Origin of the sequence: Desulfovibrio sp. Huiquan2017 (assembly GCF_017351175.1) — a bacterium.
GTDB lineage: Bacteria > Desulfobacterota > Desulfovibrionia > Desulfovibrionales > Desulfovibrionaceae > Pseudodesulfovibrio.
Genome location: NZ_JAFMPN010000015.1, coordinates 123,995 through 138,569, shown reverse-complemented (window position 1 = coordinate 138,569; position 14,575 = coordinate 123,995). Strand labels below are relative to the sequence as shown.

The window sequence follows — 14,575 nt, the reverse complement described above, 5'->3', positions numbered from 1 at the left end:
ATACGGGAGTCCTTGACATGGGGCCGCATAAGAAAAGGCCCGCACGGAGTACGTTCCGTGCGGGGCTTTTTCGATTTCGCCAGACGGGACTATTGCATGGCGTTGTGCGCGGCGGCGTCTTTCTGGCCGGAGACGACGACCATGTTCCGGCCGTTGTTCTTGGCCTGGTAGAGGGCCTTGTCGGCCTTGAGCACGAGGTCGTCGTCCGGAGACAGGGAACCGCCCGCCACGGAAGCCACGCCGATGGACGCGGTCACGGTGAAGTCCTGGCCGTCGAAGTGGAAGGCGCAGTTCTCGACGGCGGTGCGCACGCGCTCGGCGAGTTTCCAGGCGGCCTCCTCGTTGGTGTGCGGCAAGAGGACGACGAATTCCTCGCCGCCGTAGCGCGCGGCCAGGTCGGTGGTACGGAACACGGTGGTCAGGATTTCGCCGACCTTGCGCAGGACCAGGTCGCCCGCCTTGTGCCCGTAGGTGTCGTTGACGGACTTGAAGTGGTCGAGATCGACCATGAGCAGGGAAAGGTCGTGATGATAACGCGCCCTGCGCTTGATCTCGTAGATCAGCCGTTCGTCAAAGGATCGGCGATTGTAGAGCCTGGTCAGCCCGTCGCGGTCGGCCCGGAGCTTGACCTCCTTGAAGGCCAGGGCGTTGCGCAGGGCCAGGCCCACGTGATTGACGGCGGAGCGCAAGGTCTCGACCTGATCGCGGCCGAGCCGGTAGCCGGGTTCGCAGAGCAGGGCCAGGCAACCAAAGGTCTGATGTCCGGCGACGAGCGGCATGATCACGAGTTTACCCTGATCCGGGGCCAGGGAATACTCGGGCCTGCGCGCCGGATCGGTGTACGAAATCTGCAGGCCGTTGACCGCGCCCGCTCCCATGGAACTGGCCGAGGTCATGATCTGTTCGACCCAGGCGGACTCCACGGGCGGCGACATCTTGCCGTTGAGGAGGATTTCCACATCGGCGGCGTTGTCGGAACCGGTATTCCAGAAAGCGGCATGGAGCATCTTCACGGGCAGGATGAGGCCGAGGGAACTTTTGGCGTTGGCCAGGATGGTGACGGCGTCGAGGCTCTCCGTGGCCGAAGCGAGCAGCTTGTTGAGGAACAGGAGCTGGTCGGTCTTGCGGGCGAGCAGTTCGCGTTCGAGCATGATTTCCTCGGTCATGCGGTAGATGTCCGAGTACAGGCTCTTGACTTCCTTGGCGCGGAACATGACGTCCTGGATCTTGGGCCGGGTCAGGGGCAGGTCCACCACGGTGAGGAACCCTTCGGCCAGGACCTTTTCCATTTCAAATTCGGTCTCGCCGTCCTGTATGAGGATACGGTGGGTCTCGTCCTGGTTGCGGTATTCCTGTTTGCGGGCCTCGGGAAAAGCGGCCCAGACCGACCAGGGTATCCAGGCGGCCGAGGGTTTTTCCTCCTGTTCGAATTCGCGGGTCAAGGGCAACGCGTCCTCGGGGAAGTTGCGGATGTGGAACCCGGGGCCCACGCCCTCCTCGATCTGTCGCACCACCGGCTCGGCCAGGCCGACCCCCCACATGAGTTCGGGACGCCTGCCGCGTTTCATGGACTGTCTAGGCATACTCCATCGTACTCCTTTACAACGTCAAAACATTGGCGGTTCCTTCCGCCTCGCCAGGGATTGAGCAAAATCGGGGCCACACCGGACGACGGCCGGGCAAAGACAGAATGATGATGCGACAGGAGATTGATATGGCTGGCGAAAATTCCGAAGGGAAGCGGAGCCAAACGCACCGGGACGGAAAAGTCTGCCCTCGACGCGCCGCCCGGCCATTGACAAACTGGCCGTGAACAGTCTTTACCTAGACATGGCCGGAACAAAATGCATCTGGGGGACTCTGGACCCCTTCTTCGAGGGCGGGCCGGTCCTGGGCCGGACCGTGGCCAACGTGGCCTTCCTGGACGAACTGCTCAGGACCGATCCCTTTGACGAATACCACTTCTTTCTGCCCGGCAGGCGCGCCCTGACCCCGTTGCAGGGACATCTGGAAAAAAGCGCGCCTCAGCTCCTGGAGGAAAACCGCGTCCGGTTGATGCTCCGCGAGGACCTGCCCGGCATGCTGGACAAAACGGACTATCACTGTTTCCACCTGTCCGACTGCATCACCAGCCAGCCGTTCCTGGCGCGCATGCGCAACGCCTTGAGCGCGCGGATATTCCCCATCACGGGGTTGATCCACTCCCTGAGCTACGCCGGGTACCCCAAGGCCTTCCTCCAACACCTGTGGCCCGGCACCACCCGGCGCGACGCCATTGTCTGCACCTCCGAGGCAGGCCGGATCGCGGTGGAGGGGTTCTTCGGACAACTGCGCCGGGGCTTCGGTATCGGCGAGGAAACCCATCCCGCGCCGAAACTGGCGCGCATCCCCCTGGCCGTGGACACGACGGCCTATGCGCCGGGCGGCGGAGACGCGGACGGCCCGCTGCGCGTCCTGGTCTTCGGGCGCATCTCCCATTATTCAAAGATGGACCTCGTCCCGGTGGTCCGCGCCCTGCACCGGCTGGTCACGGACGGGCTCGACCCGCACACCGTGGAGCTGGTCCTGGCGGGCTGGGCCGACCCGGCCGACCCCATCCTGGACACCCTGACCCACCTGGCGGCCAACGCGGGCATCGCCATGAGCGTGACCCTCAAACCGGACGAGGCGCGCAAGCGGGAGCTGTTCGGGAAGGCGGACGTGTTCGTGTCCGTCGCGGACAACCCGCAGGAGACCTTCGGCATCACCCTGGCCGAGGCCGGGGCCTTCGGCCTGCCCGTGGTGGCCTCGGACTACGACGGCTACCGGGACATCGTGGTCCACGGCGAGACCGGCTTCCTGGTGCCGACCATGGGACCGCCTTCCACCCCGGAGGTGGACCTGGCCGCGCCGCTCAATTTCGACAACCACTACCACCTGGCCCTGGCCCAGGCCACGGCCGTGGACGTTCCGGCCCTGGCCGAAGCGCTCGGGCGGCTGATCCGCGACCCCGGGCTGCGCCGGGCCATGGGTGCGGCCGGGCGCGAGCGGATCGAACGGCACTTTGCCTGGCCCGTGGTCATCAAGCGGTACCTGGCCCTGTGGGACGAGCTGTGGCGGGAGCCGGTCGAGGCCGGACCGCTGCGCGACATCGCCCACCCCCTGGCCCCGGAGTACGGACGCATCTTCGGCCACTACCCCTCCCGCACCCTGGAGGACGGAACCATGCTGGTCGCCGGGCGCACAGGCGAGGCATTTTACCGAAACCGCGATTTTCCCAATCTGTACGCGGGGCTGAAGGACGCCATCGACCTCGAAACGGTCCGGCGGCTGGTCTTCTTCGCCCGCACCCCGGTTGACAGCGCCACTCTGATACGCAAGGTTTCCGACACGGCGCCCCAACGGGAGGCCACCCAGGTCAGAAATCATATCCTATGGGCGCTCAAGCAGGATATCCTGCAAACAGCGGAGTGATTCCAACCCGGCGACTTCGGCCCGGAGGCATTTGATGAAAGCTCTCAGAGCGGCCCGCATGGAACGATGCATCGGCTGCCACTCCTGTTCGCTGGCCTGCGCCCGGCAGGTCCACAAGGTCCTTTCCTGGAACAAGGCGGGCATCCGCATCTCGTCGGCGGGCGGATTGTCCACCGGCTTCGAGGCGCGACTCTGCCTGGCCTGCCACCCGGCCCCCTGCGCCGAGGCCTGCCCCACGGGCTCCCTTTCCCAGCGCCGCGACGGCGGCGTGATCCAGAAGCGCAACCTGTGTATCCGTTGCGGCCAGTGCGCCGAGGCCTGCCCGGTGGACGCCATCTTCCTGGACCACCAGGTCAACCCCTACGTCTGCATCCATTGCGGTCAATGCGTGGCCTACTGTCCCCACGACTGCCTGGAGATGGTCGATCTGCCCCGCAGGGAAGAGGAGGAACGATGATCAGGGACTTCTTCCGCGTGATGGTGGTCAATCTGACCACGGGCAAGACCAGCCTGAAGGAACTCCCCGGCCGGGGCGAAGTCCTGGGCGGCGCGGGGCTGGCCGCGCACCTCTTCCGGGAGTTCGGGCATATCGACCGCGACTGGGACGACCCCGAGCAGCCCCTGATCTTCGCCATCGGCCCGCTGACCGGGTATTTTCCGCTCATGAGCAAGACCTGCTGCGCCTTCCGCTCCCCCTACCACAACCAATACACCGAGAGCTACGCGGGCGGGAAATCCGCCCTGTCCCTGCGCTTCGCCGACCTGGACGCCTTGGTCGTCACCGGCAAGGCCAAACGCCTGACCGCCGTATGCGTGGGGTCGCGCCTGGTGGATATCCGCGACGTGGAGTACATGCGCGGCTTCGACGCCATCCAGACCGGCCGCGTGCTGCGCAAGATTTTCCCGGGCTCGGGCCGCCGCTCCATCATGCGCATCGGCCCGGCGGGCGAGAACCTGTCGGCCTTCGCCTGCATCAACGTGGACACCTACCGTCATTTCGGCCGCCTGGGCGGCGGCACGGTCATGGGGGCCAAAAATCTGAAGGCCATCTGCGTGGTCGGCGACCGGGGCTTCGACCTGCCCGAAGGCAAGGCCTACCCCAAGCTGTACAAGCACATCTTCGACCAACTGACCACCACGGAAATGATGGCCAAATACCACGGCCTGGGCACGGCGGTGAACATCAACCCGCTCAACGCGCTCAAGTCCCTGCCGTGGAAGAACCTGCAACAGACGTCGAGCCCCCAGGCCGAAAACATCTCGGGCGAGACCTTCGCCGACGACACCCTGTTGCGCAACGCGGCCTGTGCGGGCTGCCCGGTGGGCTGCATCCACGTGGGTTTCGTGCGCGAGCAGTTCCAGACCAACAACCAGTATCTCTACCGCCAGGTGGGTTACGACTACGAGCCCATCTTTTCCTGCGGCGGCATGCTCGAAGTGACCGATGCCGCCGAGGTGTTGCGCATCCTCGACGTCATCGAGAAGGAAGGGCTGGACTGCATGTCCGCGGGCGTGGCCCTGGCCTGGGCCACCGAGGCCCTGGAGCGCGGGGTCGTCACCGAGCAGGACACCCTGCTCCCGCTCAAATGGGGCGATTCCGAAACGTACATGCGGGCCGTGGAGCATCTCGGCCGGCCGGACAACGACTTCTACCGGCTGCTGGCCCAGGGAACCATGAAATGCGCCAAACAATACGGCGGCGAGGATTTCGCCTGCGTGCTCGGCCAGGAGATGGCCGGCTACGCCACGGGCGAGGTATTCTTCGTAGCCGAGGGCTTGGGCTTCCGCCATTCCCACCTGGACTCCGGCGGCTACGCCTACGACCAGAAGCACGACGAGAAGGACGTGGACAAGGCCCTGAACTTCCTGCTCACGGACGGCCGCGAACGGATCGTGCTCAACTGCATGGTCGGCTGCCTGTTCTCGCGCGGGGTGTACAAGGAGGACCTCCTGGCCGAGGCCCTCGAATCCGTGGGCTATGGAGATATGAACGGGTCCGTGGCCGATGTCGGCAAGCGCGTCCAGCGCATGCGCTGGCGGCTCCGGCTCCAGATGGGCTATCGCCCGGACGAGGTCGTCATCCCCAAACGGTACACCGAGATCACCACTTGGAAGGGCCCGGTGGACGTGAACTACATGAACGCCCTGCGCAAGGCCTACGCGGCCAGCATCCTCGAAATGGGCGCGGACCCGGAGGATGAAAAAGCGAAATAACCGTTTCCGGCCCCGGTTTCCGGGAGCGCGATCCGACTCCCGAAGCCTGGAAAAAGCGATTCCTCGCAAAAAAGGGGTTGCCAACCGCCCGCCATTTCGGTAAACCCCAACTTCTCGACCGGTTGCTCGGGTAGCTCAGTCGGTAGAGCAGGGGACTGAAAATCCCCGTGTCGGCAGTTCAATTCTGTCCCCGAGCACCATCAGGAAACAAAGGCCTTCACTCGCACGAGTGAAGGCCTTTTTTTCGTAGATGGCTGCGGAATCTTATGCCGTATCGTCCCGGCGCCGCTCGCGGCACGCCATTCGCGCGGTGGATTTCATCTTCAGTTTATCAAGAAATCTTCGGTGCGCAACGTCTCGAGCCACCGGCCCGGCGGGACCCGATGGCGGGACTCATTCCTGGATTGAAACAAATCTTTATTTGTGATTACTGTTTTTTTGAGAACGGCGACGTGCCGGGCGGGAGCATGAACAACCATGGGGAGCACCGTGAGGAGCAATGCGATGCGTAAGTTTATTCTTCTTCTCTGCCTTGTCCTGGCCATACCGGCGGCCGCCCTGGCCGCGTCCGACATCATCGCCACCTACAAATACGCCGACGGAACCATGGTCACACTCTGCACACGCGACGCGCAGCACGTGCGCATGGATACCTCGCCCACGGCCTATACCCTGCTCTCGAACGGCAAGGTCTACTCCGTAAACTGCGACTCCGGCCCGTGCCAGGTCTACGACCTCGGCGCCATGTCCTCGGGCATGGCGGCGGGCATGACCTCCATGTTCGGCGGCGGTTCCGAGCCCGATTACGAGGTCCGTTACGAAAAGACCGGCAAGGCCGAAACCGTGGCTGGATACAAGGGCGCGGTCTACAACGCCGTGATCTTCGAGGACGGCAAGGTCGTGCGACGCGACGAGATGGTCCTGTCCACCCACGCCAACATCAGGAAGATCACCGACGCCTGGATGGCCATGGCCGACGCCTTGACGCAAAGCATGGGCCAATCCTTCCAGGATTCCCTGAACGAGGCCAAGAAGATGGGCTACGGCGGCATCCTCCGCTACGGCGACGAGATGCGCCTGGTCAAGCTGTCCGTGAAGAACCTCGACTCCGGTTATTACAGGCTCCCCGCCAATGCCCAACAGGTCCAGGCGCAGCAGCCCGCCCAAAATAAAAACAACGACATGAGGTTGGACGACGACGCCAAGGAAATCGGCGTTGACGCCAAGGAGGCCACCAAGGACGAGATTAAAAGTGGCATCCGCGACGCCATCGGCGGCCTGTTCAACTAACTTCGCTCCGGTCCGCAAAGCCGCCCCTTCGGGGTGCGCCCCCCGGCCTCGGAAGTCATCTTCGGGTTGGCGACAGGCCGGGGATAGCGTATAGCTTACGCTGCCGCCGTGCCGCTCGGGCCGAAGAGACGGACGCCAACCGGCGGCCGCCGCCGCGGGCGCAAAGGCGTTCCGCGAAACCGTTTGGGAGGGATGCATGTTCCGCAAATTGCTGTTGTCCGCCGTCGCCGCCTTGGTCCTGGCGTTTTCCGCAGGCCCCGCCCTGGCGCTGAATCCCGCCGTAATCTATGATCTGGGCGGCAAATTCGACAAATCCTTCAATCAGGCCGCGCACATGGGCGCCGAGGAATTTTCCCGGGAAACCGGCATCAAATACCGGGACTTCGAGCCGACAAACGCGACGCAGTACGAACAGGCCCTCCGGCGCTTCGCGGCCCGGGGGAGCGACCTCATCGTCGTGGTGGGCTTCTCGTTCGCTGCGGCCCTGGAAAAAGTCGCCCCGGAATTCCCGGACACCCGGTTCGTCATCATCGACACGGTCGTGACCCAGCCCAACGTGCAGTCCGTGATATTCAAGGAGCATGAGGGCTCGTTCCTGGTGGGCATGATCGCGGCCATGAAGACGCAAACCGGCAAGATCGGTTTCGTCGGCGGCATGAACGTGCCGCTGATCCGCCGGTTCGTCCTGGGCTACAAGGAAGGCGCGCAATATGTGAACAAGGACGTCACGATTTTCGAAGACATGACCGGCGACACCCCGGCGGCCTGGGGCGACCCGATTACGGCGGGCGAACTGGCCCGTTCTCAATTCGACCGGGGCGCGGACGTGGTCTTCACGGCGGCGGGCGGCTCCGGCATGGGCGTGCTTCAGGCGGCGGCGGACGCCCAAAAGTTCTCCATCGGCGTGGACTCCAACCAAAATTACATCCATCCGGGCTCTGTCCTGACCTCCATGGTCAAGCGCGTGGACCTGGCCGTGCTGGAGGCCATGCGCGACGCCCGCGACGGCTCCTGGGAGCCCGGCCTGAAGGTCCTGGGCCTGGCCGACGGCGGCGTGGACTACGCCCTGGACAAGTATAACGAATCGCTGATCTCCACGGACATGCGGAAGCGCGTGGATCAGGCCAAGGCGGACATCATCGCGGGCCGAATCATCGTCACCAACTACTACGACATCATGGACCGCTGATTGGTTCGGCAAGACGGCTTTCCCGGTGGCGGACGAATGTCCGCCGCCGACTCCGCGCGCCCGGAGCCAGCCGGAAGGGGCGGCGCACGGCAAGGCAAGGAGCGACGAATGCCCGACATCACGGAACTCATACGACTGGCGGGCCAGGCCCGCGACCGCGCCTACGCCCCCTATTCCGGCCACCCGGTGGGCGCGGCCCTGGTCACGGACGCGGGCGCGGTGTTCACCGGCTGCAATGTGGAAAACGCGGCCTACCCGCTGGGCACCTGCGCCGAACAGTCGGCCATCTCGGCCATGGTCCTGGGCGGCGGCAGGACCATCCGCGAACTGGTGGTGGTCGGCCCGACCGACGCGCCCTGCCCTCCCTGCGGAGCCTGCCGCCAGCGCATCCGGGAGTTCGCCGGACCGGATGCCCGGATCCACATATGCAACGAACGCGAACCGCTGCTGACTTTCACCCCGGACGAACTGCTGCCCGCATCCTTCGGGCCGGAAAACCTCAACCCACGGAAAGCATGAACAACGCATTGAACGAACTGATACGGGAGGCCGAAACGGTCCGCGCCGACGAGCGATACGCCCTGCGCGCCCTGGTCTCCATGGACCTGACCTCCCTGGGCGAGGACGACACCGACGAAACCATCCGCACCCTGTGCGCCCGGGCAGTGACTCCCAGAGGCCATGTGGCGGCGGTCTGCGTGTACGACCAATTCGTGCCCCTGGCGCTGGGCGAACTGGCCGGGACCGGGGTGCGCGTGGCCACGGTCTGCAATTTCCCCCACGGCGGCGCGGACACGGCCGCATCCGTGTCCGAGGCCAAGGCACAGGTGGCGGCCGGGGCCCAGGAGGTGGACGTGGTCCTGCCGTACAAACGGTACAAGGCGGGCCACCGCGATCAGGCCATCGCCCTGCTCCATCAGGTGCGCGAGGTCTGCGGCGAGACGGTCCTGCTCAAGGTCATCCTGGAGACGAGCCAACTGCAATCGCCGAAGATCATCGCCGAGGCGAGCCGGGATGCCATCGAGGCGGGCGCGGACTTCATCAAGACGTCCACGGGCAAGGTCCCGGGCGGGGCCACCCTGGAGACGGCGGCGATCATGCTCGAAGCCGTCCGCGAGATGACGCCCAAGGTCGGCAGGCCGCTGGGCCTCAAGCCGTCCGGCGGCATCCGAACCGTGGACCAGGCGGCGGGCTACCTCTTTCTCGCGGACCGCATCATGGGCCCGGAATGGGCCACCCCCCGGACCCTGCGCTTCGGCGCATCCGGCCTGCTCGACGATGTGAAAAAACATCTCGGCCTCTAACCCGGCCTCGCGGACAAACGACAACCCGGCCGCCGGAGGCACCACTCATGACGTTCATTCCACAGGAAATCATTCGCGCGAAACGTGACGGGCGCGAACTGGGCCGGGAACCACTCCGGGCCCTGGTCAACGGCATCACGGACGGCTCGGTGAGCGAAGGCCAGATCGCGGCATTCGCCATGGCGACTTTTTTCCGGGGCATGACCCTGGCCGAACGCATCGACCTGACCGAGGCCATGCGCGATTCGGGCAGGGTGCTGGACTGGCCCGGACTCGGCATCGAACGCGGTGTGGTGGACAAACACTCCACCGGCGGCGTGGGCGACAAGGTCAGCCTGATCCTCGGGCCCCTGGCGGCCGCCTGCGGCGCGTTCGTGCCCATGATCTCCGGGCGCGGCCTGGGCCACACGGGCGGCACCCTGGACAAGTTCGACGCCATCCCCGGCTACGACACCGCGCCGGACCTGGAGACCTTCGCGCGGGTGATTCGCGAGGCGGGCTGCGCCATCATCGGGCAGACCGGGGACCTGGCTCCGGCGGACCGGCGGCTGTACGCGGTGCGCGACGTGACCGCCACAGTGGAATCCATCGACCTGATCACGGCCTCGATCCTGTCCAAGAAGCTGGCGGCCGGATTGCAGGGCCTGGTCATGGACGTGAAGTTCGGCTCCGGTGCGTTCATGGAGAATTTCGCGGACGCGCGGAAACTGGCCGAGTCCATCGTCACCGTGGCCACAGGCGCGGGCGTGCCGACCACGGCCCTGCTCACGGACATGAACGAGGTCCTGGGCGACACCGTGGGCAACGCCGTGGAAGTCCGCGAGGCCGTGGCCTTCCTGACCGGGGAACGGCGCGAGGCGCGGCTGGCCGAGGTCGCCCTGGCACTGACCGGTGAAATGCTCGTCCTGGCGGGTGTGGCCGAAGACCCGGACCACGCCGCGCGGCAAATGGACGAAGCCCTGGCGAACGGCCAGGCCGCCGAGCGTTTCGGGCGCATGGTCGCCGGGCTGGGCGGACCGAAAGATTTCGTGGAGCGGCCCGACGCCCATCTCGACATCGCGCCCGTGGAACGGCCCGTGTACCCGGAGCGGGCGGGCTTCCTCACGGCCATGGACAGCCGCGCCGTGGGCATGACCCTGGTGGCCATGGGCGGCGGGCGCACCCGGGCGGATCAGGCCATCGACCACGGCGTGGGCATGACCGGCTTCGCCCGCATCGGCGACGAGGTCGGACCGAACACCCCCCTGTGCGTGGTCCGCGCCCGTGACGAGGCCCAGGCCGACATGGCCGCCGAACGCCTCGGCAAGGCCGTGACCCTCGGCAAAACGCCGCCGCCGAAACGCCCGGTCGTCCGCGAACGGCTCGCGGCCTCCGGCAGGGGGATCGCCTGATGCCGCGCGCCTTCATCCTGGTCCTCGACTCCCTGGGCATTGGCTGGGCCCCGGATGCCGACCGATACGGCGACGCCGGGGCCGACACCCTCGGGCACATCGCCGAGGCCTGCGCACGGGGCGAGGCCGACCGCGAAGGCCTGCGCTCCGGCCCCCTCGCCCTTCCCTGCATGAGTTCCCTCGGCCTGGGGCTGGCCGCCCAACTCGTCACCGGCACCGTGCCGCCCAACCTCAAATCCCCGGTCCTTCGGGGCCGGTTCGCGGCGGCCCGCGAGATCAGCCGGGGCAAGGACACGCCCAGCGGGCACTGGGAACTGGCCGGCGTGCCCGTGACCTTCGACTGGGGAGTTTTCCCGCCAAACCATCCAAGTTTCCCCCAAAAGCTGACCGACGCCATTATCGAACAGGCCGGACTGCCCGGCATACTCGGCAACCGCGCCGCCTCGGGAACGGACATCCTCAAGGAGCTGGGGGCCGAGCACATGGCTTCCGGCAAGCCCATCTGCTACACTTCGGCGGACTCGGTCTTCCAAATCGCGGCCCACGAGGAGACCTTCGGCCTGGACCGGCTGCTCAAACTCTGTGAGCTGGTCCGCGCCCTGCTCGACGGCTACAACATCGGCCGGGTCATCGCCCGCCCGTTCGTCGGAGAGCCAGGCCGCTTCACCCGCACCGCCAACCGCCGCGACTACGCCCTGGAACCGCCTGCCCCCACCCTCCTGGACCGCCTCGCACAGGCGGGTCGCGAAGTCATCAGTGTGGGCAAGATCGCCGACATTTTCGCCCATCGCGGCATCACCAAAACGGTCAAAGGGCCGACCTCGGCCGCGCTCTTCGATCTCGTGGAGCACGAGGCCGCCCACGCCCCGGACGGCTCCCTGGTCTTCGCCAATTTCGTGGAGTTCGATTCCGAATGGGGCCACCGCCGCGACGTGGCCGGGTACGCCGCCGCCCTGGAACGCCTGGACGCCCGCCTGGCCGCGTTTCCGGCCATGCTCAAGCCCGGCGACCTGGCCGTGATCACCGCCGACCACGGCTGCGACCCCACCTTCAAAGGCACCGACCACACCCGCGAATGCGTGCCCATCCTCCTCTTCGGCCCGCCCGTCCTGCCCGGCTCCGCAGGACTGCGCGAGACCTTCGCCGACGTCGGCCAGACCGTGGCCCAACACCTCGGCATGGGCCCCCTTGAGGCCGGGGAAGCCATACCGTTGACCTAGCCGAACGGCGATTGAATCGGTTGGACTGGGCCCGGATCAGCCGGTATGGTTAGCGCAAACCGCTCAGAAGGCGATGTAGGTCCGCAAGCCGTATTGGTAGAAATCGTTTTCCGGCTCATACAGAGTCACCGTCGAGCCTGCGTTGATTATGTCGTCCGTGTCGGTTTTGGCGAAATGCCAATAACGGAAGTAGGGTTCGACGCCAAAAGAGAACCCGCCGAAATCATATTCGGCGAATGTTCCCAGGCGCAGGCCGCAACCGTTGCCGAACTTCTGGTGCGTATGGGGATTCTCTATTCCGGGGATTGCGTCCGAAAGCTCAGTCTTCACAGAGCCGCTCAGCAACACGTCGCCTTCCAGGGATGCGCCTACCGACCAATCGTTCTTCAGCCGGACGGCCACGTTGACGCCGAGCGGCAGGTAGTAGTGGGTGATGTTTCTGCTGTAGCCGGGGGAAAACTCCAGCCGGTTGTACCAGTTGCGCACGCCGAAACCGGTGAAGGGGGTGACCCCTATCCCGCCACAGTCGAACCCCTTACCGACCAGGACCCGGCCTTCGGCAAACACGTTTTCCGTGTTGAATTTGACCGAATCACCGCTGGCCGTACTCCCCTTGTAGCGCAACACCCCGTTCAAAATGCTGCCTTCGAGGCCCACCATGAGATGGTTATCCGTGAAATATCCGGTCCACGCCCCGAAACCGCCGTGCAGAAACCCTTTGATATGCATAAGGCCAGGCTGATCGTAAAACAGATACTCGCCGTCATAGCCGAGCTTGAACCGGCTGTTCGGAAAGAGTTCGCTTGCCCGGCTGGGAGCGGCGAGGGCGATAAGCACAAAAACAACGGTAACGAACGAAATCCTTTTCATTGTACGACCATCCGGCTGGCGTGTTGCATTGCACATTGGAAATGGAGTACCGGGTCCATCTCCCATTGTCCATCCCAAAGACCGCGCGCGGGCCGCCACGCAAAACGGCCCCGCCCAAAGAATTGAGCGGAGCCGCTTCGCTGTTGTCGGCGCGCGGCTATTCCGGCTTGATCGCGGCCGTGGGCGCGGGGTCGGTCCGGTTCCTGCGCATGGCGGTGTTGATGATCTCGGTGGCGGTGGCGACCATGCCGCCCATGCCCGCGAGATCGGCGGGAATGATCATGGTATTGTTGGTCTTGGCGAGCTTGCCGAATTCGTCGATGTACTGCTGGGCGACCTTGAGATTCATGGCCTCGGCACCGCCGGGCAGGGTGACGGCGTCGGCCACCTTGCGGATACCTTCGGCGGTGGCTTCGGCCACGAGCAGGATTTCCTGCGCCCGGCCCTCGGCCTCGTTGATCCGCTTCTGCTTTTCGCCTTCGGAGACCTGGATGGCCTCCTGGCGCAACCCTTCGGCACGGTTGATACGCGACTGGCGGTCGCCTTCGGACGTGGCTATTTCCGCGCGCTTCTCGCGCTCGGCCTTCATCTGGGCCTCCATGGCGGCCATGACGGTGCCGGGAGGGGTGATGTCCTTGATCTCGTAGCGCATGACCTTGATGCCCCATTCCTGGGCTGCCTCGTCCACCGCGTGGACCACGGAGGCATTGATGGATTCACGCTCCTCGAAGGTCTTGTCCAGGTCGATCTTGCCGATGGCCGAACGCAGGGAGGTCTGGGCGAGCTGGGAGGCCGCGATGTAGTAGTTCTCGATGCCATAGGCGGACATCTTGGCGTCCATGACGCGGATGTAGAGCACCCCGTCGATGGTCACGGACACGTTGTCGCGGGTGATGCAGGTCTGCGCCGGGATGTCCATGACCTCTTCCTTGAGGGAGCGCTTGTAGGCGATGCGGTCGATGAACGGGATAAGAATGTGCAGGCCCGCGCCGATGGTCTTGGCGTATTTGCCGAGCCGTTCGACCACGAACTGGCTTTTCTGGGGCACGACCACGGCGGTCTTGATGATCAGGACGACCACCAGCAGGACGAAGACCAGGGCCGTGACCAGAGAGGTCATGGTTGCGGGATCCATAGCTATTGCTCCTTTTCCACGAGGAAGGCGTTGACGTCGTTTTCGTCGCGTTTGACGATGCGGACCATGGAGCCGGGCTCCACGGGTCCGCTGCTGCGGGCGCTCCAGAAGGAGCCCTGGAATTTGATCCGGCCGGATTGGGGCGGGTGGATGGCCTCGACCACCTCGGCCAATGAGCCGATGACGTTCGCCTCCTGTTCATCCTCGGCTTTTTCGCCGGTGAAGGTGGCGGCCATCGTCTTTCGGAACAGCAGGAGCAGGACCACGGACGAAACGCCGAAGACCACCAGCTGGACCGGAATGGAAGCCCCGAAAAAGGCCGTTCCTCCGGCGATGAACGCGCCCAGGCCGAAAAAGATGACGATGAAGGCGGGCACCACCAGTTCGGCGACGACGAAGAACACGCCCACGCCCAACCAGACGAGCCATTGTATGTTTTGCGCCGAGGCGAAGTAATCCATGGGACCTCCCAGGTCATCTTGAAAACTACAGGATTCGGCGCGGCTTGT

Annotated in this window: 13 protein-coding genes and 1 tRNA gene; 10 read left to right on the top strand and 4 right to left on the bottom strand. The window is 65.1% G+C overall.

Going from position 1 to position 14,575, the window contains the following annotated elements; genetic code table 11:
• Window positions 1-89 precede the first annotated feature (89 nt).
• Complete coding sequence (locus J0909_RS14255; protein WP_207263841.1) at window positions 90-1,583, bottom strand: sensor domain-containing diguanylate cyclase; 1,494 nt, start codon at window positions 1,581-1,583, stop codon at window positions 90-92.
• A 226-nt stretch (window positions 1,584-1,809) separates the two neighbouring features.
• Between J0909_RS14255 and J0909_RS14250 the strand changes: the two genes are divergently transcribed.
• The 10 genes from J0909_RS14250 to J0909_RS14205 all read left to right on the top strand — a co-directional run bounded on the left by J0909_RS14250 (window position 1,810) and on the right by J0909_RS14205 (window position 12,061).
• Entirely contained in the window at window positions 1,810-3,453 is a 1,644-nt protein-coding gene (locus tag J0909_RS14250) for a glycosyltransferase family 4 protein (protein ID WP_353616780.1), read from the top strand.
• Between the two features lie 34 nt (window positions 3,454-3,487).
• Window positions 3,488-3,910 carry a 4Fe-4S binding protein gene (locus J0909_RS14245; RefSeq protein ID WP_207263839.1) on the top strand — a complete coding sequence of 141 codons (423 nt, stop codon included), beginning with the start codon at window positions 3,488-3,490 and terminating at the stop codon, window positions 3,908-3,910.
• A complete protein-coding gene (locus J0909_RS14240) occupies window positions 3,907-5,667 on the top strand; it encodes an aldehyde ferredoxin oxidoreductase N-terminal domain-containing protein (protein WP_207263837.1) in 1,761 nt (586 codons plus the stop codon). The genes J0909_RS14245 and J0909_RS14240 overlap by 4 nt, the downstream gene beginning before the upstream one ends.
• 124 nt (window positions 5,668-5,791) lie before the next feature.
• A tRNA-Phe gene (locus J0909_RS14235) sits at window positions 5,792-5,867 on the top strand.
• Window positions 5,868-6,171: 304 nt separating this feature from the next.
• Window positions 6,172-6,957, top strand: a complete 786-nt coding sequence (locus tag J0909_RS14230) for a hypothetical protein (RefSeq protein WP_207263835.1) — start codon at window positions 6,172-6,174, stop codon at window positions 6,955-6,957.
• Window positions 6,958-7,153: 196 nt separating this feature from the next.
• The gene (locus J0909_RS14225; RefSeq protein WP_207263833.1) at window positions 7,154-8,146 is read left to right on the top strand and encodes a BMP family lipoprotein; all 993 of its coding nucleotides are present in this window, start codon (window positions 7,154-7,156) and stop codon (window positions 8,144-8,146) included.
• A gap of 108 nt (window positions 8,147-8,254) precedes the next feature.
• The gene (locus J0909_RS14220) at window positions 8,255-8,665 is read left to right on the top strand and encodes a cytidine deaminase (protein ID WP_207263831.1); all 411 of its coding nucleotides are present in this window, start codon (window positions 8,255-8,257) and stop codon (window positions 8,663-8,665) included.
• Window positions 8,662-9,450 (top strand): deoxyribose-phosphate aldolase, encoded by a 789-nt coding sequence (deoC, locus tag J0909_RS14215; protein ID WP_207263828.1) that lies wholly within the window; start codon window positions 8,662-8,664, stop codon window positions 9,448-9,450. The genes J0909_RS14220 and deoC overlap by 4 nt, the downstream gene beginning before the upstream one ends.
• Window positions 9,451-9,497: 47 nt before the next feature.
• Complete coding sequence (deoA, locus tag J0909_RS14210) at window positions 9,498-10,841, top strand: thymidine phosphorylase (RefSeq protein WP_207263826.1); 1,344 nt, start codon at window positions 9,498-9,500, stop codon at window positions 10,839-10,841.
• Window positions 10,841-12,061 (top strand): phosphopentomutase, encoded by a 1,221-nt coding sequence (locus J0909_RS14205; RefSeq protein WP_207263824.1) that lies wholly within the window; start codon window positions 10,841-10,843, stop codon window positions 12,059-12,061. Before deoA ends, J0909_RS14205 begins: the two co-directional genes overlap by 1 nt.
• 63 nt (window positions 12,062-12,124) lie before the next feature.
• Here J0909_RS14205 and J0909_RS14200 read toward each other — a convergent pair whose 3' ends face one another.
• The 3 genes from J0909_RS14200 to J0909_RS14190 all read right to left on the bottom strand — a co-directional run bounded on the left by J0909_RS14200 (window position 12,125) and on the right by J0909_RS14190 (window position 14,527).
• The gene (locus tag J0909_RS14200) at window positions 12,125-12,997 is read right to left on the bottom strand and encodes a hypothetical protein (RefSeq protein WP_207263822.1); all 873 of its coding nucleotides are present in this window, start codon (window positions 12,995-12,997) and stop codon (window positions 12,125-12,127) included.
• Window positions 12,998-13,088: 91 nt separating this feature from the next.
• Window positions 13,089-14,066, bottom strand: coding sequence for an SPFH domain-containing protein (locus J0909_RS14195; RefSeq protein ID WP_207263820.1), 978 nt, complete (start codon window positions 14,064-14,066; stop codon window positions 13,089-13,091).
• Between the two features lie 2 nt (window positions 14,067-14,068).
• A complete protein-coding gene (locus J0909_RS14190) occupies window positions 14,069-14,527 on the bottom strand; it encodes an NfeD family protein (RefSeq protein WP_207263818.1) in 459 nt (152 codons plus the stop codon).
• Window positions 14,528-14,575 lie beyond the last annotated feature (48 nt).

Excerpts from the sequence above, each read along its gene's own strand:
- J0909_RS14255 (WP_207263841.1), bottom strand. The coding sequence starts at position 1,583 with ATGCCTAGACAGTCCATGAAACGCGGCAGGCGTCCCGAACTCATGTGG.
- J0909_RS14245 (WP_207263839.1), top strand. The coding sequence starts at position 3,488 with ATGAAAGCTCTCAGAGCGGCCCGCATGGAACGATGCATCGGCTGCCAC.
- J0909_RS14240 (WP_207263837.1), top strand. The coding sequence starts at position 3,907 with ATGATCAGGGACTTCTTCCGCGTGATGGTGGTCAATCTGACCACGGGC.
- J0909_RS14230 (WP_207263835.1), top strand. The coding sequence starts at position 6,172 with ATGCGTAAGTTTATTCTTCTTCTCTGCCTTGTCCTGGCCATACCGGCG.
- J0909_RS14225 (WP_207263833.1), top strand. The coding sequence starts at position 7,154 with ATGTTCCGCAAATTGCTGTTGTCCGCCGTCGCCGCCTTGGTCCTGGCG.
- J0909_RS14220 (WP_207263831.1), top strand. The coding sequence starts at position 8,255 with ATGCCCGACATCACGGAACTCATACGACTGGCGGGCCAGGCCCGCGAC.
- deoC (WP_207263828.1), top strand. The coding sequence starts at position 8,662 with ATGAACAACGCATTGAACGAACTGATACGGGAGGCCGAAACGGTCCGC.
- deoA (WP_207263826.1), top strand. The coding sequence starts at position 9,498 with ATGACGTTCATTCCACAGGAAATCATTCGCGCGAAACGTGACGGGCGC.
- J0909_RS14205 (WP_207263824.1), top strand. The coding sequence starts at position 10,841 with ATGCCGCGCGCCTTCATCCTGGTCCTCGACTCCCTGGGCATTGGCTGG.
- J0909_RS14200 (WP_207263822.1), bottom strand. The coding sequence starts at position 12,997 with ATGGGAGATGGACCCGGTACTCCATTTCCAATGTGCAATGCAACACGC.
- J0909_RS14195 (WP_207263820.1), bottom strand. The coding sequence starts at position 14,066 with ATGGATCCCGCAACCATGACCTCTCTGGTCACGGCCCTGGTCTTCGTC.
- J0909_RS14190 (WP_207263818.1), bottom strand. The coding sequence starts at position 14,527 with ATGGATTACTTCGCCTCGGCGCAAAACATACAATGGCTCGTCTGGTTG.